21 protein-coding genes are annotated in these 23,364 nt (G+C 61.7%); 8 read left to right on the plus strand and 13 right to left on the minus strand.

Translation table 11 applies throughout. The features are described from left to right. Positions 1 to 74 precede the first annotated feature (74 nt). Positions 75 to 446: a VOC family protein gene (locus tag NKH50_RS07365; protein ID WP_352506268.1), complete on the plus strand. Its 372-nt coding sequence runs from the start codon at positions 75 to 77 to the stop codon at positions 444 to 446. An 848-nt stretch (positions 447 to 1,294) separates the two neighbouring features. Then, positions 1,295 to 1,759: a hypothetical protein gene (locus tag NKH50_RS07370; protein WP_352702887.1), complete on the plus strand. Its 465-nt coding sequence runs from the start codon at positions 1,295 to 1,297 to the stop codon at positions 1,757 to 1,759. A 39-nt stretch (positions 1,760 to 1,798) separates the two neighbouring features. Here NKH50_RS07370 and NKH50_RS07375 read toward each other — a convergent pair whose 3' ends face one another. From NKH50_RS07375 to NKH50_RS07385, 3 genes are all read right to left on the minus strand, one after another. Next, positions 1,799 to 2,473, minus strand: coding sequence for a response regulator (locus NKH50_RS07375; RefSeq protein ID WP_352506270.1), 675 nt, complete (start codon positions 2,471 to 2,473; stop codon positions 1,799 to 1,801). After that, the gene (locus NKH50_RS07380; protein WP_352506397.1) at positions 2,470 to 3,780 is read right to left on the minus strand and encodes a sensor histidine kinase; all 1,311 of its coding nucleotides are present in this window, start codon (positions 3,778 to 3,780) and stop codon (positions 2,470 to 2,472) included. Before NKH50_RS07380 ends, NKH50_RS07375 begins: the two co-directional genes overlap by 4 nt. 280 nt (positions 3,781 to 4,060) lie before the next feature. Next, positions 4,061 to 5,578 carry a S10 family peptidase gene (locus tag NKH50_RS07385; RefSeq protein ID WP_352877643.1) on the minus strand — a complete coding sequence of 506 codons (1,518 nt, stop codon included), beginning with the start codon at positions 5,576 to 5,578 and terminating at the stop codon, positions 4,061 to 4,063. A gap of 349 nt (positions 5,579 to 5,927) precedes the next feature. Here NKH50_RS07385 and NKH50_RS07390 point away from each other — a divergent pair, with 349 nt between their 5' ends. Then, a complete protein-coding gene (locus tag NKH50_RS07390) occupies positions 5,928 to 6,428 on the plus strand; it encodes a hypothetical protein (RefSeq protein ID WP_352877645.1) in 501 nt (166 codons plus the stop codon). 42 nt (positions 6,429 to 6,470) lie between these two features. Here the strand turns inward: NKH50_RS07390 and NKH50_RS07395 are convergent, their stop codons facing one another. Further along, the gene (locus NKH50_RS07395; RefSeq protein WP_352877647.1) at positions 6,471 to 7,805 is read right to left on the minus strand and encodes a four-carbon acid sugar kinase family protein; all 1,335 of its coding nucleotides are present in this window, start codon (positions 7,803 to 7,805) and stop codon (positions 6,471 to 6,473) included. 4 nt (positions 7,806 to 7,809) lie between these two features. Continuing rightward, entirely contained in the window at positions 7,810 to 9,072 is a 1,263-nt protein-coding gene (oiaX, locus tag NKH50_RS07400) for a 3-oxo-isoapionate-4-phosphate decarboxylase OiaX (RefSeq protein ID WP_352877649.1), read from the minus strand. A 183-nt stretch (positions 9,073 to 9,255) separates the two neighbouring features. On the opposite strand from oiaX, the gene NKH50_RS07405 reads away from it, so the two are divergent. Further along, positions 9,256 to 9,969 carry a transcriptional regulator NanR gene (locus NKH50_RS07405; protein WP_023720267.1) on the plus strand — a complete coding sequence of 238 codons (714 nt, stop codon included), beginning with the start codon at positions 9,256 to 9,258 and terminating at the stop codon, positions 9,967 to 9,969. Positions 9,970 to 10,280: 311 nt separating this feature from the next. Next, positions 10,281 to 11,249 (plus strand): GlxA family transcriptional regulator, encoded by a 969-nt coding sequence (locus tag NKH50_RS07410; RefSeq protein WP_352820693.1) that lies wholly within the window; start codon positions 10,281 to 10,283, stop codon positions 11,247 to 11,249. A 73-nt stretch (positions 11,250 to 11,322) separates the two neighbouring features. On the opposite strand, the gene apnL is transcribed toward NKH50_RS07410, so the two are convergent. The 7 genes from apnL to NKH50_RS07445 all read right to left on the minus strand — a co-directional run bounded on the left by apnL (position 11,323) and on the right by NKH50_RS07445 (position 19,664). After that, positions 11,323 to 13,230: a D-apionate lactonase gene (gene apnL / locus NKH50_RS07415; RefSeq protein WP_352877653.1), complete on the minus strand. Its 1,908-nt coding sequence runs from the start codon at positions 13,228 to 13,230 to the stop codon at positions 11,323 to 11,325. After that, the gene (locus NKH50_RS07420) at positions 13,227 to 14,261 is read right to left on the minus strand and encodes a Gfo/Idh/MocA family protein (protein ID WP_352877656.1); all 1,035 of its coding nucleotides are present in this window, start codon (positions 14,259 to 14,261) and stop codon (positions 13,227 to 13,229) included. Before NKH50_RS07420 ends, apnL begins: the two co-directional genes overlap by 4 nt. A 1-nt stretch (position 14,262) precedes the next feature. Continuing rightward, positions 14,263 to 15,327, minus strand: a complete 1,065-nt coding sequence (locus NKH50_RS07425) for an ABC transporter permease (RefSeq protein WP_352877658.1) — start codon at positions 15,325 to 15,327, stop codon at positions 14,263 to 14,265. Further along, complete coding sequence (locus NKH50_RS07430) at positions 15,324 to 16,868, minus strand: sugar ABC transporter ATP-binding protein (RefSeq protein WP_352877660.1); 1,545 nt, start codon at positions 16,866 to 16,868, stop codon at positions 15,324 to 15,326. The genes NKH50_RS07425 and NKH50_RS07430 overlap by 4 nt, the downstream gene beginning before the upstream one ends. Continuing rightward, a complete protein-coding gene (locus NKH50_RS07435) occupies positions 16,865 to 17,518 on the minus strand; it encodes a DUF2291 family protein (protein ID WP_352877662.1) in 654 nt (217 codons plus the stop codon). Before NKH50_RS07435 ends, NKH50_RS07430 begins: the two co-directional genes overlap by 4 nt. Positions 17,519 to 17,630: 112 nt before the next feature. After that, a complete protein-coding gene (locus NKH50_RS07440; RefSeq protein WP_023675475.1) occupies positions 17,631 to 18,572 on the minus strand; it encodes a D-ribose ABC transporter substrate-binding protein in 942 nt (313 codons plus the stop codon). Between the two features lie 264 nt (positions 18,573 to 18,836). Next, positions 18,837 to 19,664: a phosphogluconate dehydrogenase C-terminal domain-containing protein gene (locus tag NKH50_RS07445; RefSeq protein ID WP_352506281.1), complete on the minus strand. Its 828-nt coding sequence runs from the start codon at positions 19,662 to 19,664 to the stop codon at positions 18,837 to 18,839. Between the two features lie 329 nt (positions 19,665 to 19,993). On the opposite strand from NKH50_RS07445, the gene NKH50_RS07450 reads away from it, so the two are divergent. The 3 genes from NKH50_RS07450 (at position 19,994) to NKH50_RS07460 (ending at position 22,515) form a co-directional block, all read left to right on the plus strand. Continuing rightward, a complete protein-coding gene (locus NKH50_RS07450; RefSeq protein ID WP_352478434.1) occupies positions 19,994 to 20,668 on the plus strand; it encodes a DUF2161 domain-containing phosphodiesterase in 675 nt (224 codons plus the stop codon). Positions 20,669 to 20,832: 164 nt separating this feature from the next. After that, entirely contained in the window at positions 20,833 to 21,258 is a 426-nt protein-coding gene (locus NKH50_RS07455; RefSeq protein WP_352506283.1) for a hypothetical protein, read from the plus strand. A gap of 66 nt (positions 21,259 to 21,324) precedes the next feature. Continuing rightward, on the plus strand, positions 21,325 to 22,515 hold the full coding sequence (locus NKH50_RS07460) for an NADH-quinone oxidoreductase subunit D (protein ID WP_352506284.1): 1,191 nt from the start codon (positions 21,325 to 21,327) through the stop codon (positions 22,513 to 22,515). 263 nt (positions 22,516 to 22,778) lie between these two features. Here NKH50_RS07460 and NKH50_RS07465 read toward each other — a convergent pair whose 3' ends face one another. Further along, positions 22,779 to 23,210, minus strand: a complete 432-nt coding sequence (locus NKH50_RS07465; protein ID WP_254817079.1) for a hypothetical protein — start codon at positions 23,208 to 23,210, stop codon at positions 22,779 to 22,781. Positions 23,211 to 23,364: the final 154 nt, after the last annotated feature.

Consider the following 23,364-nt stretch of genomic DNA (forward strand, 5'->3'; position numbering starts at 1 on the left):
ATGGCATTGGGAAGATGGCGGGATGTCGCCCACGGTGTTCGGCACCACTTGGCGAAAGCTGCGAAAGGGTTGTCATGGATTGGAAGCTGGAACTGGTCCCGGTCCCCGTATCGGACGTCGACAATGCCATCGCCTTTTATGTTGGGAAGGTCGGCTTTCACCTCGATCATGATCACACGGTAAGCGACGAGATACGTTTCGTGCAATTGACGCCGCCCGGTTCGGCCTGTTCGATTGCCATGGGCAAAGGCATCGTCGACAGCACCCCGGGATCCATACGGGGTCTGCAGCTGGTTGTGCCCGACATCGATGAGGCACACCGGCACCTGGCCGCCCAAGGCATCGAGGTCAGCGATATCAAGGATTTTCCCTGGGGCAGATTTGTCTTCTTTGAGGATCCCGACGGCAACACATGGTCTGTCCAGCAAATTCCACCTCGCAGCTGAGGCGGCGCGCTGCGGCAGAACGATGCTCGACCCAGACAGCGATGACCAAAAGAAAAGGCCGGACTGTTGAGCCCGGCCAAGCGTGAAGGTCTGTAACCTCCAGAGGGGAACGCGCCGGACGCAATGGGAGGAGACATCCGACGCAATCCGCATATGGGTCTCTACTGGTGACGTTTCAATGACATGCAGTGGACCAATGTCGCTTCGCCATAGAGCCAGGAAGGTAAAGCATTCGAAGGGACCGGTGGATCGCGCCGCCTGGTGGACACAAAGGTCGCCGAATGCAGGCGGCTCCTTGCATAGGGACTTCAGTCTGTAGGCCTGTCGACCAAGGGCCTGCACAGCCGAACTTTGGTCCGAGGCTGCTATCGCAAAAGCCCGAAACGCGAGAGTTTCAGGAACCGAGTTCAGAAGAGCCCCGTTGCGATGCCGACTGTTACAGGAGGCCGCTATGGATTCGAGCGTTCACCAGGCGCGTTGGCTGCTTTTTCCGTTATTTGGCCTGTGTTTCGGGATCGCAGCCATTGGATTTATTGTTGGCTGACGGTGAGAACTCGGCGCCCCCGCCGAGAGACGCAACGAAGCGAAGGCAAAAGACTTGCGCAGTAAATAGTCCCTTCCTGCGCCAGCGAGACCCACCAGTTACCCTCGTGGGACTGGTGGGTCTTGACCTTACCGATACAAACCATTGTTTTAAGCATTCGCACGAATTCGAACAGGAGGCAGCACGAAAGGTCCGTATGATTAAGGGGATTTCCGCCATGCGACTGGCAAGTTCATTGATGACGACCCGGAGACGAAGGGCCGGATCTTCGCGAGGACGTCATGTCGGCATTTCTGTAGTCGTTTTGACCTTCGTTCTCGTCGTGAGCCCCTATCGCGTCGTGTTCGACGGACTATCGCAGCCGCTCGGCCCGCTGGCTGCCTGGGCCAAAGACGGCGGGAACGGCAACGGCAATGGCGGGAACGGAAATGGGAATGGGGGCGGCAATTCCGGCAATCCGGGTGGAAACTCCGGCAATTCAAACTCGAATGCCGGAGCCGGCAAGGGCAAAGCAAAGTCGCAGGACGACAATCTCCCTGATCCCGCCGCCGCGGTAACCCCGGGCAGCAGGCCAAAACTCTTTATCAATGCAACCACGGGAGACCGGATCGAGGTGAGTGGGCCGAGCATTGGCGTGGTGCATTCGAACGGCCTCAGCGAGCGCGTTGATAGCGGCCAATATGAAATGCGCGATGCCAAGGGCCGTACCATCATTCGGCGCCTGGCGACGCGTTCCGATCGGGACAGGTTGCTTGAAATGATCAACTGACGGCCAGATCACACAGCCGCCCCGTGAGGCTGTTTCGGCTCAAGCATGATCGCGAACAGGCGAATGCCGGCGCTCAGTCGCATCGCGTAAAGTCATTGCGGCTTCGGTCCTGTTGCTGACGTTGAGCTTGGCCAGGATTCGCGTCATGTGGTGCTTTATCGTTTTCTCATGCAGGTTCAGCCGAAGCCCGATCCGTTTGTTGCTCAGGCCCGCGGCAACCAGCGTCAGGATCTCCCTTTCGCGGCTGGTGAGTTCGGCAAGTCCGTCAACTTTCGCTGGCTCTTTTGATTGAGCCGACAGATCGGCCAGCAGGCGCGCCGACAATTGTGGACAAACATATCGTTCGCCCGAGGCTACCGTGCGCAGGATCGCAGCCAACGTCCTCGACCCGACCCCTTTCAGAACATAGCCTCTCGCCCCGCTCTGCAACGCGGCCATCACATGCTGGTTTTCTTCCGAAACGGTCAGCATCACGATTTTCAGTGCCGAATGCCGTTCCAGGGCCGGTTCGATCACGGCAAGACCACCCCCAGGCACCGAGATGTCCATCAGCAGAATGTCGGGCCGCCGGTCTTCGACTATCCGCAAGGCATCATCCCTGCTGCTTCCTTCGCCGACGATCTCGAACCCGCCGATCTGATCGAGCGTGCGCACAACGCCTTCCCTGAACAGCGGGTGGTCGTCAACGATGGCGAGCCTGATGGCTGCTGTCATGTCTGCCCCATTTCAACGATGTTGAGAGCCATTTTCACGATCGTGCCACTTTGTGAGGACGTCACGGTAAACTGGCCCCCGAGGCTTTCCACCCGCTCTCGCAGCCCAACGAGCCCCAGCCCCTCGGGACGCACGATTTGTGGATCAAAGCCGGGGCCGGCGTCGGACACTTCGATACAAACGCGTTCGCCGTCGAAATGTTTCTCGACCGACTGACCTTCACCTCCGGCATGACGGAATCCATTGTTCAGCGTCTCCTGGACGAAGCGGAAGATACAGATCCTGGCCGCCGGCGACAGCGGTGTATGGCCGCCGGTCATCGATAGTCTCACTTTGACGCCGGTTCGTTCTTCGTGCGCCTGTACGGCAATCTGGAGAATTTCACCCAGTTCGGCATGCTCTATATGCGGCAGGACAAGGCCCTTGCTGATGCTCCTGATCTCGCGCATGGCATCGTCCAGATGTGCTTTGATGGCCCGCAATTCCTGCGCACGCTTCGATTGCGACGTAGCAGGATCGGCAATGACCGGGCTATCGATCCCCAGCGCCGCAAGAGCAACCAGTTGCGCGGGGCCATCGTGCAAGTCCGCGCCGATGCGCCTGAGATAGCGTTCGTTGAGTGCGGTGGCACGCTGCGAAGCGCGCTGCACCCGCAGCCTCAAAAATCTGTTTTGAGCGAGCAGATCGGAAAGCTCGGCAATGCGCTGCTTCAACGAGCGGCTCTGCGAACTGATCGTGCGGCTGCCACGGAACACGATCGCCGACAGCCCGAGAAAGAAGGCCGCTGTGACCGCGGCAACGTCCAGCCAGGTTCGAATGAGTGCCTGATGCAGGTTTCTTTCAAAATCAGTGGCGACTTCGTAGAATTCCGAAACGGCCACCACTTCCCCCGACCATGGCTGCAGCACCGGATTGTAGATCTCGAGGAGATGCAAGCCGCTGGCTCTTTCGGCCTCGCTGTCCGGATCGTCGAGCCTGTCGAACTCCGAAACCATTTGGCCGGCGAATGCCGCCCGGAGATTGTCGCTGGGTTCAAAGCGCTTGCCGATCAATGTCTTGTCGGTCGAATACAGGATGGTTCCGTCGCGACGCCAGAGCTTGAAGGATTCGAGCCTTGTGCCGAGTGCCCCTTGTCCCAGCGTTTCATCGAGCGCATGGGCTACGCTCTCGTCGAGGACTTCGCTCTTGCGCATATCCGGAAGCAGCGGTGCAATAACGCTGTCCACGTAAAGAGCCGTAGCGGAAGCCGAATTCTGCGTGACCACGGTTTCTATGTGGTTCGTGACTGAAATCCCCACCACCACCATGGCCGACAGGGAGAATAGACCACCCGCGAGCAGGAACTGCGTGGCCAGCGACAGCGCATTCCAGCGGTCAACGAGGCTTGTCAGCCTGTGCGGCCTGGTATTCCGAATGGCCCGCTCGGCAGCACGCCGCGCCAGTGGCGCGATTCTGGAGAGCCGGCTAATCCGCTGTCGAACGTCGCTAAAAGACGCCATCCTAGGTGTGTAACCGATCAATCGCGATGGAACTAGGGCCTGATGAGAGGGCGAACAGCGCATCCGGCGCTTTTTTGCGCAAATCGTCTCATTGCGTCGTTCGGTAAAGCTCGGACGCAGCCTGCTTCAGCGCCGCCCGCCCGTCCGGCCTCAGATACATCATGTGCCCGCCTTCCAGCACCTCGCTGCGAATGGGCTTTGCACCGGCAAGCGAAGGAATTTGACCAAGCAGGTAGCGCGAGCCCAAGTACGGCGTCACCAGGTCGCTATAGCCGTTGACGATCAGCACGCCGAGGCTGGGGTTCAGCGTGCGCGCCTGCTGAAGGTCGTCCATGACACCCGCATAGCCCTGACGCGTCGGGCTCGTTCCATAATCCCAATTGCCGCTGACTTCGCGGTTGAGCAGCCGATAGCTGATATCCGTACGGAAGTTCAATTCATCACGCACATAGCCGACGAAAGCGGAGGTAAGCGCCGGCACGCTTCGGTCGAGCACCGGATCGGGGCCCTCGACTCCCAGGCTCTCTGGCGCCACGTCCGCCGTTGCGATGTTGCCGTCATAGGTGCTGAGAACATTGCCCTTTGCCCGTGCAAACTCCTTGGCGAACAGCCCTATGGGAATGCGTGCAAAGTGCCGCTGGACGAGATCGAGCGGCAGACCGGTGATTGCGGCGACACGCTGACTCGCCAGGCGTCCACCCTGCTCCAGCCCACCTGCCAGCGCGGCCAGATAATCGCCGAGCGCATAGCGTTCGACTTCCGCCAGCCGCTTCTGCAGGGCCGGGCCGGAAACGCCTTCGCTGTGCAGGCGCACTGCCGCCAGCGACGGCAGTTCCAGCGCCCAGTGGAGCGGCTGGAACTCGTCCGGGCGCACCAGCGTGAATTCGAGGGCCGGCGAAATCAGCACGACGCCGCTCGGGCTGATGCCGATGTCTTCCTGAAGCTTCCTGGCGAGCAATGCTGCTCGAAAGCCGCCATAGCTTTCGCCAGCCAGGAAGACAGGCGATGCCGTACGGCTGGTCTGCGCCAGATAGAGCCGGATAAACGCGCCTATCGACGCGGCGTCCTGGCTGACGCCCCAGAAGCTGTGTGCTTCCGTGCCGGGCGCTTCACGGCTGTAACCGGTTCCGACAGGGTCCACAAAGACCAGGTCGGTCATGTCGAGCCAAGTGTCGGGGTTGTCGAACAGCCTCTGCGGCGGCGGCAGGAAACTTCCATCGGCCGCTGTCGCCAGAACCCGCGGACCGAGCGCGCCCAAATGAAGATAGGCGGAAGCTGCTCCCGGACCGCCATTGAAAACGAAGGTGATCGGGCGACGCGGATCCGGTCCCGTTTCTTTCCCGGCGTGCAGAGCATAGCCGACATAGAAAATCTCGGCGGTGATATCGCCTTTGCCGGACGGTAATGACAGCGTGCCGGCCCTGGCCTCGTAATCGAGCGTCCGTCCGGCAATGACGATCGAATGATCGGAAGTCTGCGGCGGTGGCAGGAGCGAGAGAACCCCGCCTGTGGGCGGCGGCCGCTGGGCCGTCTCCGTATGACCGACCCCAGTTCCGGCAACCAGCAGCAGAAGAGCGAGGGCGATTTCTTGCAGCTTGATAGGCATGACGTCTCCGGAGCAATTGGCTGGAAAATAGCACACCGTCGGCCGAACCAAAGTCACAGCACCGTGCGCCAGTACATCTGACAAGAAGGGATCGGGAATCCGATGCCCAGGCGGAAGGTAGGGCGCGAGGGTCACGGCGGCAGCCTCAACCTCTTGCAGCAGATGCGCGCGGCGGAATGACGTGCCAAACGACTTCGTGAATTTTCTGCCGGTTGACACGATTGGCCCACTTCCTAGGCTGGCATTCGGGGCTCCCGTGCAATCCGAAGTCGGTATGACATCTTTCCACACCCGAAAGCTTGCCCTTCTCCTTCTATCGGCAGGCGCCGCCATCCTGTCTTCCTGCGTCATGGCCGACGACACCTCGAGCACCGCGAGGGAAGACGCCACGGCGGCGGCAGCTCGCAAGGAGATGGTCGGCCTTAGCGAGGCGGACGTTCGAATGTGCGCCGGCTTTCCGACCGCCACTGCCGATGTCGGCAAATCCGGCCAGATCTGGACCTATCAGCGGGTCGTACAACGCGGCAATCTCAACATTGTGGTTCCGACCGTGGCCATTGGCCCGGTCCCTGCGCTCGGAGGTTCCGTCAACGTCGCCCCCGGCGGCTATTGCAACACGCAAATTCGAATGGTTGACGGTCGTGTTGCCGAGGTTGCCTACGCCGGCGACAACAACCTGCCGAACAACCGCGATGCGCTCTGTGTCAGCACGGTGGACGCCTGTGTCGCCTATGCCCGTCAGTATCATCCAAGCAGGGCAATGGGCCGTACAAGACAGCGGAATGAGTCGCATTGCCGCCGACCTAAAATGTCTGGGGTTTCTGGTTTGCCGGCTGATGACTATCCCTGATCTCGATCGAGCATCACCGATTTGAACTGATGTTTCCCGCTCTCAACCGCCGACCCCATCGCGAATAGTGGAGAAATAGCGGTCGGTTCCGACCTGCCCGCCCTTGAGGGCAATTTCCAGCCCGTCGATCGCCTTTACGCGCGAATGCGCCACACAAAGCGGCGAGCCCGGCGATGCCGGCAGCGGCATTCGCACCGTCAGCGCGTCGACGCCCATCTGGCCAAGTGCATGGCTCGACGTGTCGCCGCCGGCGATGACCACGCGCGGTAGCTTCTCTTGAAGCGTCAGTTCGCGGAGAAGCTCGCCAAGGCCGCGGCCTAGCTTATGGCGGGCGCCTTCCCTGAGATCGATTTCAGCACCGCGGTCGGCCGCAGGTCCTAGCGCGGTGTAGAGGATGACGCTCCGCCCGGCCCGTAGGCTGGAGCGGCCGGTTGCGACCGCGCGCGCAATAGCGTCGTTCGAAGCCTCAGAAACCAGTTCGACCGGGTCGAGCTCGATCCCGTCGAAGCCTTCGGCCAGGGCATGCCGGATCTGTCGTTCCGTCGTCGGCGAGCAGCTCCCCGAGACCACGGCGATCCTGTCGGCAGCGCCCGGCGGCGAAAAGGCGGGTTTGGCATCCACGATGCGGTTCGATGCCCATTCGACCAGCAACGCATATTCGATGCCAGAAGAGCCGACGACGAAATAACCGCCCGGCTTGCGAGCGCGCCAAATCTCCTTGCCGGCAAGCGCCTGGGTTTCCAGGCTGTCGACATCGACAAGCACGATACCTGTGCCATCCTCCACAAGCCGATCGAATGCTTCCGACCGCGACGCAGACTGCAGCGTCGCCAGGTCGATCAGGCCCGAGGCGAGGCTGGTCTGGCGCGACAGGTGGATCAGCAGGTCGGATTCGTCCATCGGCGTGATCGGATGGCGGCTCATCACGGGATGGCGGTCGATGCGGAAATATTTTTCGCGATAGGCCGCGAACAGATGGCCGAAGGCGGTGTAGCGCTTCAGTTGCGGCGCGCCGACCACCAGCGGCACGCCGTCTTGCCGGAAAACCGAGCAGCCGATCTCGATCGCCCGGCCGATGCTGCCGATCACCGGGCTGGAATCGAAGGTCGAGCAGACCTTGTAGTGGCAGATCTCGGCGTTAAGGGTCTTCAGCCAGGCGAAGGCATCTCGCAGATGCGTGTCCATCCACTGCGGCGTCTCGCTGCGGCTGGTGCCGGCCAGCCCAAGGGCGCGGCAATGCGCAAATTGCGAAAGCAGCGCCTCGTCCGGCTGGCGCATGAACAGGACGGTCGGCACGCCGCCGAGCTCGAGCGCCTCCATCACGTCGGTCGAGCCGGTCAGGTCGTCGCCATAATAACTCAGAAGCAGGTTCTGCATGGCGTCAGGCCGCCTTGCCGTCGCCGAACTTCTCGATCGACCGCGCCAGCTCGACATGGCTCAAGGCATAATCCGACAACGGAATGTCCTGGACCGCCGCCTGCCAGGCCTGCTGCACGGCGCGCACGCCGGCGCCCGGCCCGTCCGGGTGGCTGACGATGCCACCGCCGCACAGATAGAGAAGATCCACCGTCCGGCCGGTTCGCTGGAACGTTTCAGGCGCCTGCCCGCCCCACTGGCCGGAACCGGCGACCGGCAATGCGCAATCGGCCGGCGAAAAGATCGGCGAGGCCACCGCCTTGAAGGATTCGACGAAGGACCAGTCGGGTTCCCAGTATTTCGAGGCGATGCCGTTGATCTGGAACTGGTCGACGCCGAGCAACCGCCAAAACTGCTGCCAGACCTTGAAATCCATGCCGAGGCCAGGATGACGGGTGAGAATGTCCCAGCCATTGCGGTGGGCATGGAGCACAAGGCTGGAGCGTTTTCGAAGGTAAGCCATGCCGCCGAAACCGATGGAATTGATGTTGACCACGGCGCAATTGCCGCCGGCGTTTGCCACCAGGTCGTGGTTTCGCATCATCTCGTCGGGATCGGCATGTGAAATGCCGAAGGCATACATGACCTTCTTGCCGGTCTTCTGCTCGTGGTCGAGGATCAACGGCATGATTGCCCTCACCCGCTCCGACAGCGGTGAATAGGCCGGGCTCATCAGCTTCTCGTCGTCCTTGATGAAATCGACGCCGGCGGCAATCAGCTCTTGCACCATTGCAGCCGTCTCGGACGGGCGGAGCCCCAGCGCCGGCTTGACGATGGTCCCGATGATCGGACGATCCGCGACACCGGTCAGCCTGCGGCTGCCCGTGACGCCGAATTGCGGGCCCGGATGCGCGCCCCGGTACTCCTCGGGTAGCCTCATGTCGACGACCCGGATACCGGACAGGCCTTTGATCGAAAAGGTGCCGCCGATGGCGATGGTCATCAACGCCGACAAATCGGTGCCGATGGCGTCTAGCGGAAACGCGATGTCGACGTCGGCGCGCTTGACCGGGCCATTGCGCGCTTCGGGACCGGTTTCGGGAAGAGACGGCCGATCCGCATCCGGCAGATGCCGTATCGCCAGGACTCGCGCCGCGACCCTGGCCTTGAGTTCTTCGGTCTCGCCGGCCAGCGCGACGAAGGTTCCGGTCGACTGGTCGCTTGCGATCTTGGCCGCCAGCGCCTCGATATTGCCGGGCGTTTCGATGCGATAGGTGAGAACAATCATATTCGCGCGGCCTGCCGGGGTGGTTCGAAAAAGGTTCCTTGGCCCTTGAAATCTGGTATAATGAGTACATAAGCTTTGCAAGCCCTATCCGGCTGGGCAGAGCCGGGCGAGCCGGCAGCAGGCGTTCCGGAATTCGCGCCGGAAATGCTAGATAGGGGCCGGTCAAAGGAGTGATTCGCGACGATGAACCGTTCGGAGCCGATCGTCCGGCGCAAGCTTTCCGACGAAGTATTCTTGAGACTGAAGCGCCTGATCACCAGCGGCGAATTGCTGCCGGGTGACGACATGCCATCGGAGCGCGAATTGATGGAGCGCTTCGAGGTCGGCAGGCCGGCGATCCGCGAGGCAATGCAGGCGTTGAGCAATATGGGCCTCGTCGCGATCTCGCATGGCGAGCGGGCGAAAGTGCTGCAGCTGACCGCCAAGTCGATCATCAAACAGGTCGACGGCGCCGCCAAGATCATCCTGTCGTCGTCGAAGGACACGCTGGAGCACCTCAAGAACGCACGTATCTTCTTCGAGCGCGGCATGGTCAGGGAAGCCGCGGAGAAGGCAACCGCCGAGGACGTGCAGCGGTTGCGCGCGACGGTTGCAGAGCAGCGCAGCCATCGTGGCGACTCGGAAGCCTTCATATCCGCCGACATGAAATTCCACACCCAGATCTCGGCAATATCCGGCAACCCGATCTATGTCGCGGTCAGCGAGGCAATGCTTGGCTGGCTAAAGGAATACCACACCGAAATGCTGATCTGGACCGGCAAGGAAAAGTTCACGCTGACCGAGCACGAAGAGATCATCGGACGCATCGAAGCCAAGGATGCAGATGGCGCCGAGAAGGCGATGATCAAGCACCTCGAACGCTCGCGTGCGCTTTACGTGATGAACTCCGGCAGCTGAAAATCAAGAGCAAGGTCCGGACCGGCGTAGCGGCCGGCACCTTGCTCTCGGCCTACTGACTGACCACAGATCAGCCTGAGCCCGGACCGACGCAGTTTTCTGTTGCCCTCTGAATCCGATGTATTTGCCGCGTGTTTTCATTCAACGATTTCAGCATTTGCATCTTCGCAGCCATGGATTTCCGCGGCCCCGCCTTCATCAGCAAGCCCGCATAGGCCCTCCTGGAGCCCGCGCGCTTGTTCTGGAATTGGCAATTCTTGCAAAGACTATGCTAGGCTTGCCATCCACGAGAACGACACTGGAGTACCGCAATGGCTGTCAGGAGCCTCCACGTTGTGATCTGGCTGCCGTCGAATTTCTATTCGGCCGTCGTCTCGACGCTCGTGGAAATGTTTCAGCTTGTGAATGACGTCTGCCGTTCGCAGGTTCTCTCCTGTGAGTTTGTTTCAAGGGGCGCGCCGTCGACGTCAAGCACCGGAATTTCCTTCCCGACAAAGGCTCAACCATCCCGAAAAATGGATGTCCTGATCCTCATTGCCATGCCGGGTGTAGAGATTCCGGAGCTTCTGCGCTCGCTCGACGAGGAGAGCGAACATTCAAAACCGCTGATCGCGCTCGCGCAGCAGCAGGACGCAATCATCGCAGCACATTGCGGCGCATGTTATCTGCTCGCCAATTCGGGATTATTGGACGGTAAACGCGCGACGATATCCTGGTGGCTGAGAGCCGAGGCAAGCCGCCGGTTTCCGCAAGTGCGATGGGACGCTTCCCGCCTCCTCATTCGCCAGGACCGCCTCTACACATGCGGAGGCGGGTTTTCCGGACTCGAACTCGCCAGGGCTTTGCTGATCGATCTGGGCTTCTCGAAGGAAGAGCGGATCATTCGAAAACTTCTGGTTCTCCCGCCGCCGCGCACATTCCAGAGTCCCTACGAATTTTCCCTCGATGGAATTTCGAACGGAGCCAGCCCATTCGAGGACAAGTTGCGTGAGCTCTCGAAAGACAAGATGTCGGAAATCGATCTGAAATTTCTGGCAACCGAATTGGGCATGTCTTCGCGAACCCTGTCTCGCAGGTTTTTCGACGAACTCCAGACAACGCCGGGAAAATGGATCCAGGAAAGGCGGCTGGAGTTAGCAAGGTCCATGCTTGAGGAAACGAAACTGAGCGTTTCAGAAATTTGCTATCGGGTGGGTTATCAGGACGTCGCCTCGTTCAGCCGTCTTTTTTCCAAGACAACTGGAATGGCACCGGGCGAGTTTCGAAAGCAAATCCGGTGACAACTCGGCAGCGGAGTGCTGCGGCTACACGCAACCACTACGGAAGGCTACCCATGAGCCTCGGCAAATGACTTCAGCCGATCCTGACGATTGCGTAGGGTGTCATCACAAGATGGTCTCGGCCCGACGTATCGCGCGGAATCTGGCGTGACAGTCGTCCATTCCAAATCATGAGAGGACCCTGATCGGAGCCGAGCCCGGAAACATCGACCGGAACGTCGACCGGGGTAAGGTTCGCCAGCCAGATGATGATCTTGCCTGTCTCGGAGCGGCCGGCAAGTGCCAGCACCCGCCTCTCATCGGTCGTTGTCGCCGCCACATGCGCATGGCCGGCCAGATCGCAAAGTCCTTTCACCGCGTGGAAAATCGGCCGGGGTGTACCTTCTTCGACAGGTTCGCCCGACGAGGCCAGCACGCCGAATGGTCCGGTGAAGCTGCAGAGCGTCAGCATTTCGAGTTTGGCCGGCGCAACACGTGCGGCATAGCCGATCGTCCATGCGGCTCCGAACAGCCCGGTATGGCGAGGGTCGCGGTCGGCCATGGCAATGCGCTGACTGTCGGGATTGGCCTTGGTCGCACCGCCATAGGGGTTCTGGCGCATGGCAATGGTCGACGGCCCGATCCGATAGGGTTTTGGCCCGAAGATCGCCCTCACCGAGGCTGTGATGGAAGGCAGCGCCTCCAACGATTGCATGACGCTGAGATCGTCGGCGGCGTGCACGATCGGGCAGGTGCAATGCGTGACGAAATCGAGCGGATCGGCCGGCACGCGCTTGCGATTGAGTTCGGTGAAATAGCTGAACATGCCGCCGCCGAGGCGGCTGTCGGGAAAGGCGCGCCGCGTCGCGGCATAGACGTCCTCGAGCAGCGGGCAGTGCGGCCACGCGCTGCCCGGTGGCGTCGACTGCCGGTCGACCGAGGGCGAAACGGCAATGGCCGAAAGCTTGAGCCCGGCCTGCCGCACCCTGTCGGCGACGCCTGAAAGCTCGGCGTCGAGATCGCCGTCGCCGGCAATGACACATTCGAGCGTTGTCCGGACCGGATAGGCGGCGGCGAGCCGGGCGTAGGATCGCAAGGCATCGAGCTCGTGGCCGCGCGTCGGGTCATAGTGGAACATCAATTGCTGCGGGCCAAGCTCGGACAGCATCGGCAGCTTGCCCAGCGCCGCCTCGACCTCATCCGGATAGATGATCACGGCGATATCCGGCAGCGCCGGTCCGGCTTGGCCGAGCGTGACACGAATCGGTTCGGCGCTTGCCGCGGCAGCCGGCACTTTCCCGCCACCCTCCATCCGCAAGCTGATGGTCTGGCGGAAGGTCTCGCCGGCAGGCAGCATGTATGACCATGGCAGCGCGAGCGGCCGGACATAGGTCTTGTAGGAGGCATCCGACCAGTTGCGCTGGTCCTCCATCTCGAAAATGTCGCCTTCCATCCGGCATTCAGCGGTGACGCCCGGCCGGACCTCATGGGTGATCGCCCGCAGATCCTTGAAAGGCTGCCAGGGATCGATCAGCTCTGGAAGCCTGGTCGCGACCACGCTGCCATCGGTATGCTCGATCGCGACCGGGCTGCCGGCCAAGCCGGCAATCGGATGCAGGATGCAGAAGCCACAGCGATTGGTTTCGAAATCGCTGTCGGGAAGAGCGCTCACGTCGAAGACCAGCTGGCCATCGGAGGAGCCCTTGATGGTCGCACGAAAGCCGAGCCGGCTGCCGTCCGGTGCTTGGCAACTTGCCGTATAGCTGACGGAAAAAGCCTCGGCATTTTGTTTGATGGCAAGATCGGCCAGTCTCGGCTCGTAGGTGCCCCAGTCGCGATCCCTGACGATGTAGGCGATAGCGCGCAGAACTTCGGTGCCGCCATGCCGAATGGTGCGCAGATTGCCGTTGACGAAGTCCGCCGTCAGCGCGCCGGCTTGCAGCCTGACCGGTTCGGCTTCAACGGCACGTGTGCCGTAGAGGAGGAAGGGGTCGGCTGTCATTTCAGCAAGGCGTCGAGTTGCACCGGCTCCCGGCTTGCGGCGCCGGCGTACGCTGCCTCGACCAGCGCTAATGTCTTGAGGTTGTCCGCGCCTGAGGTCGCGGGCTCGGTTCCGTTGGTCAGGCAATCGACCCAATGTTTTTGAATGGCGACGACGCTTTCCTGGATGTTGTGCCACGGCCGCGATGCCCAGGCCAGCAGCGGCGGCGAGACGTCGCTAACGACCGTCCCGCTCCTGCCGGTGACGGTGAGGTGGTAGCCCTGCGCCAGCCGGATCGTGCCGTCCTTGCCGTCGATCTCGATCAGCATCTCGGGGAACGGCTCTGTCGCGAGCTTGCTGGCGTAGCTACAGTCGACCACGGAAGTGGCGCCGCCCGTGTGGTCCATCAGCATCGTCGCAACGTCCTCGCCGGTTATGCCGGGATTGACGCGCGCCGTTCGCGCGGTGACCGTCGAGACGTCGCCCAGCAGAAAGCGGGCGATGTCGAGGATATGGATGCCGAGATCCTCGATAATGAAGCGCCTTCCGGTCGCCAGATAGGGCTGGCCGGAAAACACGTCATAAGCCGATCGGAACGAGATCCGTCCGAAGAAGGGGGTGCCGATTTCGCCGCTGTCGAGCACCGCACGCACCGCCTGGATCGGCGACTGCCAGCGAAAATTTTCATGCACCATCAACGGCACGCCGGCGTCGGCGCAGGCTTTCACCATGGCCTTGGCGTCGGCAAGCGACGGCGCGAACGGCTTTTGGCAGATTACCGGAACGCCATACTGCGCCGCCATCTCCACCAGCGTTCTGTGGCTTGGTGCGGTGGTAGCGATGTCGACGAAATCCAACCTTTCGCCGGCAAACAGCGCAGCCGCGTCGGTATAGCGCCGCGTGATGCCGAACTGGTCGCCGACGACCCTCAACCGGTCCGGATCGCGGTCGCAGATGGCGGCAATCGAAGCACCCTCTATGTCGCGCCAGGCATGCATCTGGTTGACGGCAAAGAAGCCGCAGCCGATCAGCGCGCCACGCAGCTCCGCCATGTCAGCCGGCCTTTGCCATCTGCATCAGCGTGACACGGCTCTGCAGCCGGCGCTGTGCCTGGTCGACGACAACGGCTACGATGATGACGAGGCCCTTGATTACCATCTGCCAGAACGAGCTCACCCCCATCATCACCAGCCCGTCCGAAAGGATGCCGATTACGAAGGCGCCGACAATGGTGCCGCCGATGGTGCCGCGTCCGCCCGACATCGAGGTGCCGCCGAGCACTGCCGCGGCAATGGCGTTGAGTTCGAAGCTCTCTCCGGTCGCCGGATGCGAGGCCATCAGTTCGGACGAGATGATCAGCCCGACAATCGCCGCGCAGAACCCGGAAAACATGTAGACGAACATCTTCACCATGTTGACGCGGACGCCCGAAATCCGCGCCGCCCGCTCATTGCCGCCAACCGCGAAGACATGGCGGCCGAGCGGGGTGTATCTGGCGAGATAGGCCGCCCCCAGTGCCACGACGACCAAGATCCATATCGAAACCGGCAAGCCGAGCAGCCGGCCGGCGCCGAGGAAGCCGAACCCCGTGGTGCCGAGCTCTGGCTTGCCGATGAGATTGGGGAAGGTGCGCCCGTCGGACGACAGCAGCGCCAGGCCGCGTGCGACATAGAGCACGCCGAGCGTGGCTATGAACGGCGCAACGTTAAGCCTGGTAATCAGCAAGCCGTTGACGGCGCCGATCAATATGCCGACGGCAAGCGTGATCAGCGCGATCTCGAAGACGTTGAAGTAGATGGTGTAGCCGACCTGCAGGTCGATGCCGTTCAGCACGAGATAGCCGGCCACCATGCCGCACAGGCCGACGATCGAGCCGACCGACAGGTCGATGCCGCCGGTGATGATGACGAAGGTCATGCCCATTGCGAGGAATGCGTTCAACGCCACGTGCTTCGACATCAGGATAAGATTGGCGGCCGATAGGAAATTAGGGGCAGCTATCGAGAAGAATAACAGCACGGCGATCAGCGCGATGAACGTCCTCGCCTTCATCAGCGTCAGCAGGACCGAGCCGCTCGAAATGGAGTTGACCACCGCCTTGGCTGGAATGTCAGTCATGCGCCTTGCTCTCCGTGCGGGACCGGGCCGTGGCCGAGGGCCGAGGCAGCGACGAGCGCGGCCTCAGTCGCCTCCGCGCGATCGAAGATACCGGTCAATTTTCCATTGCTCATCACTGCGATACGGTCGGACAACGCCATCACTTCGTCGAGATCGGAGGTGGCAAACAAGATCCCCAGACCGTCGCGCGACAGCTTGCGCATGGTGCGGAAAACGTCGGCCTTGGCGCCGACGTCGATGCCGCGGCTCGGCTCGTCCATCAGCAGCACCTTCGGTCCGGTGAGCAGCGCCTTGCCGATCACCACCTTCTGCTGGTTGCCGCCCGACAGCGACGAGACTTCCTGCGTCGGATCGGCGACCTTGATGGCCAGTTCGCGCACCGTCTGAGTCACCGCCTGTCGTTCGGCGGCACCACGAATGTGGAACAGGCGCACGAACCGCGACAGGCTGGCCAGAGTCAGATTGCTGGCGACGGAGAGGATCGACACCAGCCCTTCGCGTTGGCGGTCTTCGGGGATCAGCGCCAGCCCGCGCCGGATGCGCCGTGTCGTGTCGCGCTCGTGCACCTTTTTGCCGGCAATGAATATCGCGCCGGTCGAATGGCCGTGGCGGCCCATGATGCAATCGAACAGCTCACTGCGTCCGGCGCCCATCAGGCCGTAGATTCCGAGGATCTCGCCAGCGCGCAGCGACAGCGAGACGTGGTCGACCGCAAGCCCGCCGGTGACGCGCGGTAGGCAAATATCCTCGGCGCGGAATATCTCCTCGCCCGGCACATGGCCGTCGGCCTTGGCGAAGTCCTTGGCGTCCGAGCCGATCATCTGCCGCACGATCCACTGGGTGTCGACGTCTTTCATCTCCGCCTGGCCGGTGATGCGCCCGTCGCGCAGCACCGTGATGGTGTCGCCGATGCGGATCAATTCCTCGAGCCGATGCGAGATGTAGACGATTGCCACGCCGCCCGCCTTGAGGTCGGCAATCACCTTGAACAGGATCTCGACTTCCGCCGCGCTGAGCGCCGAGGTCGGCTCGTCCATGATCAGGATGCGCGCATCGAGCGAAACCGCCTTGGCGATCTCGACCAGCTGCTGCTGGCCGATGCGCAGATCCTCGACCAGCATGTCCGGCCGGATGCCAGCCTCCAGGCGTTCAAGAAATTCCGCCGCGCGGCGCTCCTGCTCTTTGCGGTCGATCTTGCGGAAGCGGTTGGTGACCTCGCGGGTGGCAAAAATATTTTCGGCGACGGTCAGATTGCCGAACAGGTTGAGCTCCTGGAACACCATGCCGATGCCGCGATTTACCGCGTCCCCGGATGACGAGAAGGAGACCTCCTCGCCGTCCAGCAGAATGCGCCCGAGCGTCGGCTGCTCGACGCCGGCGATGATCTTCATCAGCGTCGATTTGCCGGCCCCGTTTTCGCCGACCAGCACGTTGACCGCACCCTTGCGCACCTCAAAATTCGCACGTTTGACCGCGACGGTGCCCGAATACACTTTCGAGACATCCTCCAGCTTCAGGATGACGTCTTGATCGCCGGTCATGGCTTCGGCCCGAGCTCTGCCTCCGCCGGCGTCACCAGCGGCAGGTCCCGGCCGCTGCCTGGCGTATAGGCACCGAGGATCTTGACGCTTCGGCCCTCGAGTGCCTCGCGCGGCAGCTTGGAAAGCACGGTCTTGTCGGCGTAGGCGTTGAAGGCCTTGCCGAACTGGGCGAAGTCGATCTGGTTGGTGAAATCGTTGAATTGAATGAAGTCGAGGCTGTCGCGCAGCGCTGTACCGCGCATGGCGGGTCCGATCTGCACCCGCGCATCCGCCTTGCCGTCGCCGTCGGCATCGACGTCCATTGTCGCCGCGCGTGACTGTGTATTGGCTGCAACGACCTTGCCCCCGAGCCGGACGGCGAAGGTCCATGGCGAATTCGCCTGCTTTTTCGGATTGCCGTATTTGGCGCCGGCAGCGGCGGGATCGGTCTTCGCCAAAGCATGAACCTCGGCAAACGGGCCGGCCTTCTGCTGCAGATAGGGTATCGCTTTCGCCGCCCAGATGTCCTCGACCTTCTTGTCGGGATTGAAGGCCGAGCCAGTGCCGCCATTTTCCGCTGACGGCGTCGGCAGGATCTTGCAGGCGGTCAGGCTGACTATAGCTGCAAGGAGCGATACGACAAGGATCGGCCGGGTCAGCGTGTTGAACATGTCGGCTCGTTCGGCATGGCGGTCAGGAGCACCCAGAGAAATGGAAGCAAGGGCGAAATGGAAGCAAGGGACGAACCGGAGGCTCGTCCCTTGCTGCTGATGTTACGCCGGCTCAGTTGGTGAGCGCGAACGTCTCCAGCTTGGCGGCATTGTCGCCATTGACCAGGACGCAGTCCATCAATTGCTTTTCCTCGGCCGGAGACTTCTTGTTCTTGATGAAGTCGTTGGCCTGCTCGACCGCCATCTGTGCCTGCGCGAAGGCCGGCTGCAGGACCGTCGCCTTGATGCCGCCGGAGGTTATCGAGTCGCGCACGTCGTTCGACCCGTCGAAGCCGACGACGATCACGTCCTTGCGGCCGGCAGCGGCAAGTGCCGCATAAGCGCCCATCGCCATCGTGTCGTTGCCGGAGATCACGCCCTTGATATCTGGATTGGCCTGGAGGATCGATTCCATCTTTGAATAGGCCTCGGTCTGGCTCCAATTGGCCGACTGCTGCGCCACCATCTTCAGGTCCGGATAGTCGTCGATGACGTCATGGTAACCCTTGGAGCGGATGCCGGCATTGGTGTCGGATTCCTTGCCGACGAGCTCGACGAAATTACCCTTCTCGCCCATCAGCTTGACGAATTCCTGTGCGCCGAGCTGGGCGCCCTGATAATTGTTGGAGACGATCTGCGCGACGGCAACGCCGGTGGCATTGATCTCGCGATCGATCAGGAAGGAAGGAACGCCCGCGTCCTTGGCCTTCTGCACCGCGGCGACGGTGGCGTCGGCGCCGGCATTATCGAGGATGATCGCCTTGGCGCCGCGGCCAATCGCCGTGTCGATCAATTCGGACTGCTTGTTGGCGTCGTCGTCATGGACGAGCACCAACGCCTCGTAACCGAGTTCCTTGGCCTTGGCCTCCGCGCCGACAGCTTCCGCCTTGAAGAACGGATTGTCGTGCGAGGGCGTGATGATGGCGATCAGATCCGCCGCGTAGGCGGGTGCGGCGGTGCCAAGCGCCAGCATGCCGGCGAAAGCCGCAAGCGTCATTCTGCGTGTCAGTTTCATGTATTCCTCCCGTTGAAAATCCGCGCCTTGTCCCAAGGCTATATGCATTCGATTTCGCCAGCCGGCCGTAGGTGGCGGGTCGCGTCAGATTCACAAGCCTTTGCCGGCTTCACTTCGACGGATCGCTTCCCACTACCCTCCACTCATCTGGCCCCTGAGCCTGCTGCGAAGCTTGACGGTCCGATCCATCGAACAGCTAAGGCAACTGGTATAATGAGTCAATGACAATTTCAGGTGACATGTTCCGAAAACGCGTCGCTGCCCTCAAGTGATGCGCTGAATGCTCGCGGCAATCTCCTCCGGCTCGAACACCCGTTTCCAGTCGTCGCGCATCAGAACCGGCTTGCCGAACTCTATCGCCTTGTTGCAGGCGTCGGAGAACACGCCTTTGGTCTCGCCGAAGATGACGGCGCCAAGCACGTTCATATGACCAAGCAGGAAGTCGAGCGCCGCCTGCTTGTCGACCCCGCGCGCCACCACCTCATCGACCGCCTCTTTCATGACGACGAGCAGCGAAGCGCATACCGTTTCCGAAAGGCCGGGCTCGAGCAGGGCCATCTGATCGACAGTGACGCGATGGGAGCGCATGACCGGCGCCCAGATGATCTTTGCGATCGCCTCACCCTTGGCGAAATCCTCCTCCGGTCCCTGCATCAAGGCGCTGACCATATGCTGCTTGGCCTTGACGCCGCCGAAATAGTCCTTCTTGGCCGCCATGTCGGTCTCGTCGTTGAAGATCGGCGGATGGCAGGGGTGGGTGACGAAATACGTCAGATCCGGCCGCTTCGGCAAATGCCCGGCGAAAGGTGCCGCGGCGTCGAGCACGACGACCATCGTGCCTGACGCAAGCTTGCTCTCGATACTCGCCGCGACCTTGCCGATGTGCGTGTCCGGCACCGCCAGGATCACCACATCGGCGCCATCAAGCGCCTCATCGGCGCTGACGGCATCGATGCCGAGGCCCGACTTCAGCCGCTCGCGGCCGGCGTCGCTGACCTCGACATGGCGTATCGTATACGAAGATCCGCGAAAATTGGTTGCCAGACGGTAACCCATTTTGCCGCCTGCACCAAACAGCGCAATCGTTGTCATATGTCGTTACTCCTGAATTCCAACGACGGCCCTACCGATCGTCATCTCATTGACTTGTATGCACATTGCCGCCGGCTGGCGGGTAAAAACGCGGGGAGCCGTCGCTCAAATGACGATGCCTGGACGTGTCTCGGGCGCCCGGATGTCCAGCGCAGCTACGCGGAGCATGCTACCTCAGGTACACATTATACCAGCATACCAAATTCGCAAGCGGCCGCGGCACTGCTCTGACCACTTGTTTGCCCGTCGTTTACCTCTGTTCAACGGCAAAGAGCGATCATCGCGCTGACCCGCCGATCGGCGGGATGATTCGCAGCCAACAAAGGCCCATGCTCGAAACGTCACTCTACAGCCCGGTCAAGGCCTTCCTCGAAGGCCTGGGATTTATGGTCAAGGGCGAGATCGGCGGCTGCGACCTGCTGGCGCTGAGTGCCGACTCTCCACCGATCGTCGTCATCTGCGAGCTGAAGCTGAAGTTCAATCTCGAGCTCATCCTCCAGGGCGTCGACCGTATGGCGGCGAGCGACGAGGTCTGGCTCGCGGCATGCATGTCGGCCCGTGGCAAGGGCCGCGAGAGCGATGTGAGATACCGCAATCTCTGCCGTCGGCTCGGCTTTGGCCTGCTTGGCGTGCGACCGAACGGCGAGGTTCAGGTGCTGCTCAGCCCGACGGCATTGGCCCCGCGTCGGGATCCCCGGCGCCGCTCGAAACTAATCGACGAACATCGGCGTCGGCAGGGCGATCCTGTCGCCGGCGGCGGCTCACGTGCGCCGATCATGACCGCTTATCGCCAGCAGGCACTGGCATGCGCCGCAGCACTCGCCGACGGCCCAAAACGGCCGCGTGACTTGAAGCCCAACCTGCCGAACGCACCCAAGATTCTGCTGCACAACGTGTATCGCTGGTTCGCGCGCACCGATCGCGGGATCTACGAACTGACCGCTCAGGGCCGTGAAGCCTTGCAGCGCTGGCCGCAGCCCGATCGCAGCCACGCCGCTGCCTGAGACAGGCAACGCCGGATTTCGCGCCCTGCTCTCCGCGACAATCACGGCTTTCGGCCAGACAGCACTCAGTACAAGACAGCACCTCAGTCACGGAACCATATTTCGACACGATGGTTTTGTCGTCACCGAATTGATCGTCCGCTGAGCAAACGGAAGGAACGGCCATGCGCCTATCGACGACAATTGCCACACTTTCGGCACTGGCCCTTGCCTCGCCGGTCTATGCGCAATCCGTGGGACCAGAGCTTGCCCCTGTGCCGCCGACGGCGCCGCAAACCTTGCCAGAGCAAGCCACGCCCCAAGGGACCACTCCCGACCAGGCTACACCGGAGGATGCGTTCTCCGCCCAGAATTTCACCGCAGTGACAATCGTGGCGATGGAGGATCTGCCTCCTGACATCAAGGCACAGGCGGAGGCCGTCGTCACCCAGACCAGCGCCGAGGATTTGCGCATCCTGCAAAGTTCGATCGACGCATCGCCGCAGGCGGCATCGGCACTGGCGGCGAATGGGCTTAATTCCACGCAGGTCGTGGCGGCCAATATCGACGGCGACGGCACGCTGACGCTGATCATCCAGACGACGACGTGAGCGGCTGAAAGCGGACAAGCCGGCTCCGGCACGGAACCAAAGCCCGCCTGATCGCGGAGGACTGTCATGGTCGAGGCTGCAGTTCGCAACTTCACCATCAATTTCGGGCCACAACATCCCTCCGCTCACGGCGTCCTGCGGCTGGTGCTCGAACTCGACGGCGAGATCGTGGAACGCGCCGATCCCCATATCGGCCTGCTGCATCGCGGCACCGAAAAGCTCATCGAGTACAAGAACTACCTGCAGGCCTTGCCCTATTTCGACCGGCTCGACTACGTCGCGCCGATGAACCAGGAGCATGCATTCTGTCTCGCCGCCGAGAAGCTCCTCGAAATATCGGTTCCGAAACGCGGACAGCTCATTCGCGTGCTTTTCTGCGAAATAGGCCGGCTGCTATCGCACCTCCTCAACGTCACCACGCAAGCCATGGACATCGGCGCGCTGACGCCGCCGCTCTGGGGTTTCGCCGAGCGCGAGAAGCTGATGGTCTTTTATGAGCGCGCGTCCGGCGCCCGCATGCACGCGAATTATTTCAGGGTCGGCGGCGTGCATCAGGATCTGCCGCCGGAACTCCTCGACGACATCTGGAGGTTCTGCGATCCCTTCCTCAAGGTCTGCGACAATCTCGAAGAGCTGTTGACCGAGAACCGCATCTTCAAGCAGCGCAATGTCGATGTCGGCGTGATCGGCCTCGATGATGCCTGGGCCTGGGGCTTTTCCGGCGTGATGGTGCGCGGATCGGGGGCATCCTGGGATCTGCGCAAGGCGCAGCCATACGAATGCTATTCGGAGATGGATTTCGATATTCCGGTCGGCAAGCATGGCGACTGCTACGACCGCTATCTTGTACGCATGGAGGAAATGCGCCAGTCGGTCCGGATCATGCGGCAATGCCTGGAAAAGTTGCGCTCACCCGAAGGCCAGGGACCGGTCGCGATCCCGAACCACAAGATCACGCCGCCGCCGCGTGCCACGATGAAGCGCTCGATGGAAGCGACGATCCACCATTTCAAACTCTACACCGAAGGCATTCGCGTGCCGAGCGGTGAAGTCTACGCCGCCGTCGAGGCGCCGAAGGGCGAGTTCGGCGTCTACCTCGTTTCGGACGGAGGCAATGTTCCCTACCGATGCAAGATCCGCGCACCTTCGTTCGCCCACCTGCAGGCGATGGATTTCCTGTCCCGAGGCCATATGATCGCCGATGTCGCCGCGATCATCGGCTCGCTCGACATCGTGTTCGGAGAAATCGATCGTTAGCCACGTCAAAGGGTCGCGGGTCCATCCTAGCCAGATCGCACCTGCCTCGACTGCGCTCGGACGCCGGTCGGACGACGGCTCTCACTTGCGGCGGGCCAACTCAAATTCTCGCATCAAAACGGACGCATGGCCGCGACAAGGCGCAGCCAAGCGTCGAGGACTTTCACAATCTGCGCGGCCCGACGTGGCACGTGCCCTTCCAAGTTCGGAAGCGCTCTCCACGGCGCGGAAAGAACGCGTGTTCCGCCGTTCCTCGTACCGCGTCAATGCGCGATCAATCCCTTCAACCAGGCAACAAATCTGTTGCCGCGGACTATCCCGCGCACCCTGGCAGCGGCCCATCGCGCTTGCATCGTAGCACCGACATGGCAATGGCAAACGATTTGGTGCAACTGCCGATCGCTCAGTTCGAAGAAGCGCTTTGCCTCACCGTAGGTATCGTCCTTCAGCCCCATGGCACGCAGAACCGGATCCTCGAAGGCGACGGTGAGCGGCGTTCCAGCACCACGCGATCTGTCGCGCGCTTCCCTGTTCATATATTCGGTGCCTGGAAGCGCCCCAAGGCATCGCGTCGGGTTTTGTTCGAGAAGTTCCGCCCAACGTTCAATCCGCTGGTTTCGAGTCATCGCCGGATACGCCGCGAAGGACTCAACTTCCGCGACGGCTTGCAGTTGGTCGAGTGTTTGATGTTTCATGGTCGGCTCCTGTCGACAGGTGAATTTGCCCACGCCTTTATGAGCAATTATCGCGCCGTGGAGCGCTGACAAGGCCGGACCGCCGCAACATGAAGCATATGAATCACCTGCCCGGTGAAACGGCGCTCTAGTTCGAACGCGCCGGCACCGCTCG

The sequence above is a fragment of the Mesorhizobium sp. M1027 genome, from assembly GCF_040318745.1.
GTDB lineage: Bacteria > Pseudomonadota > Alphaproteobacteria > Rhizobiales > Rhizobiaceae > Mesorhizobium.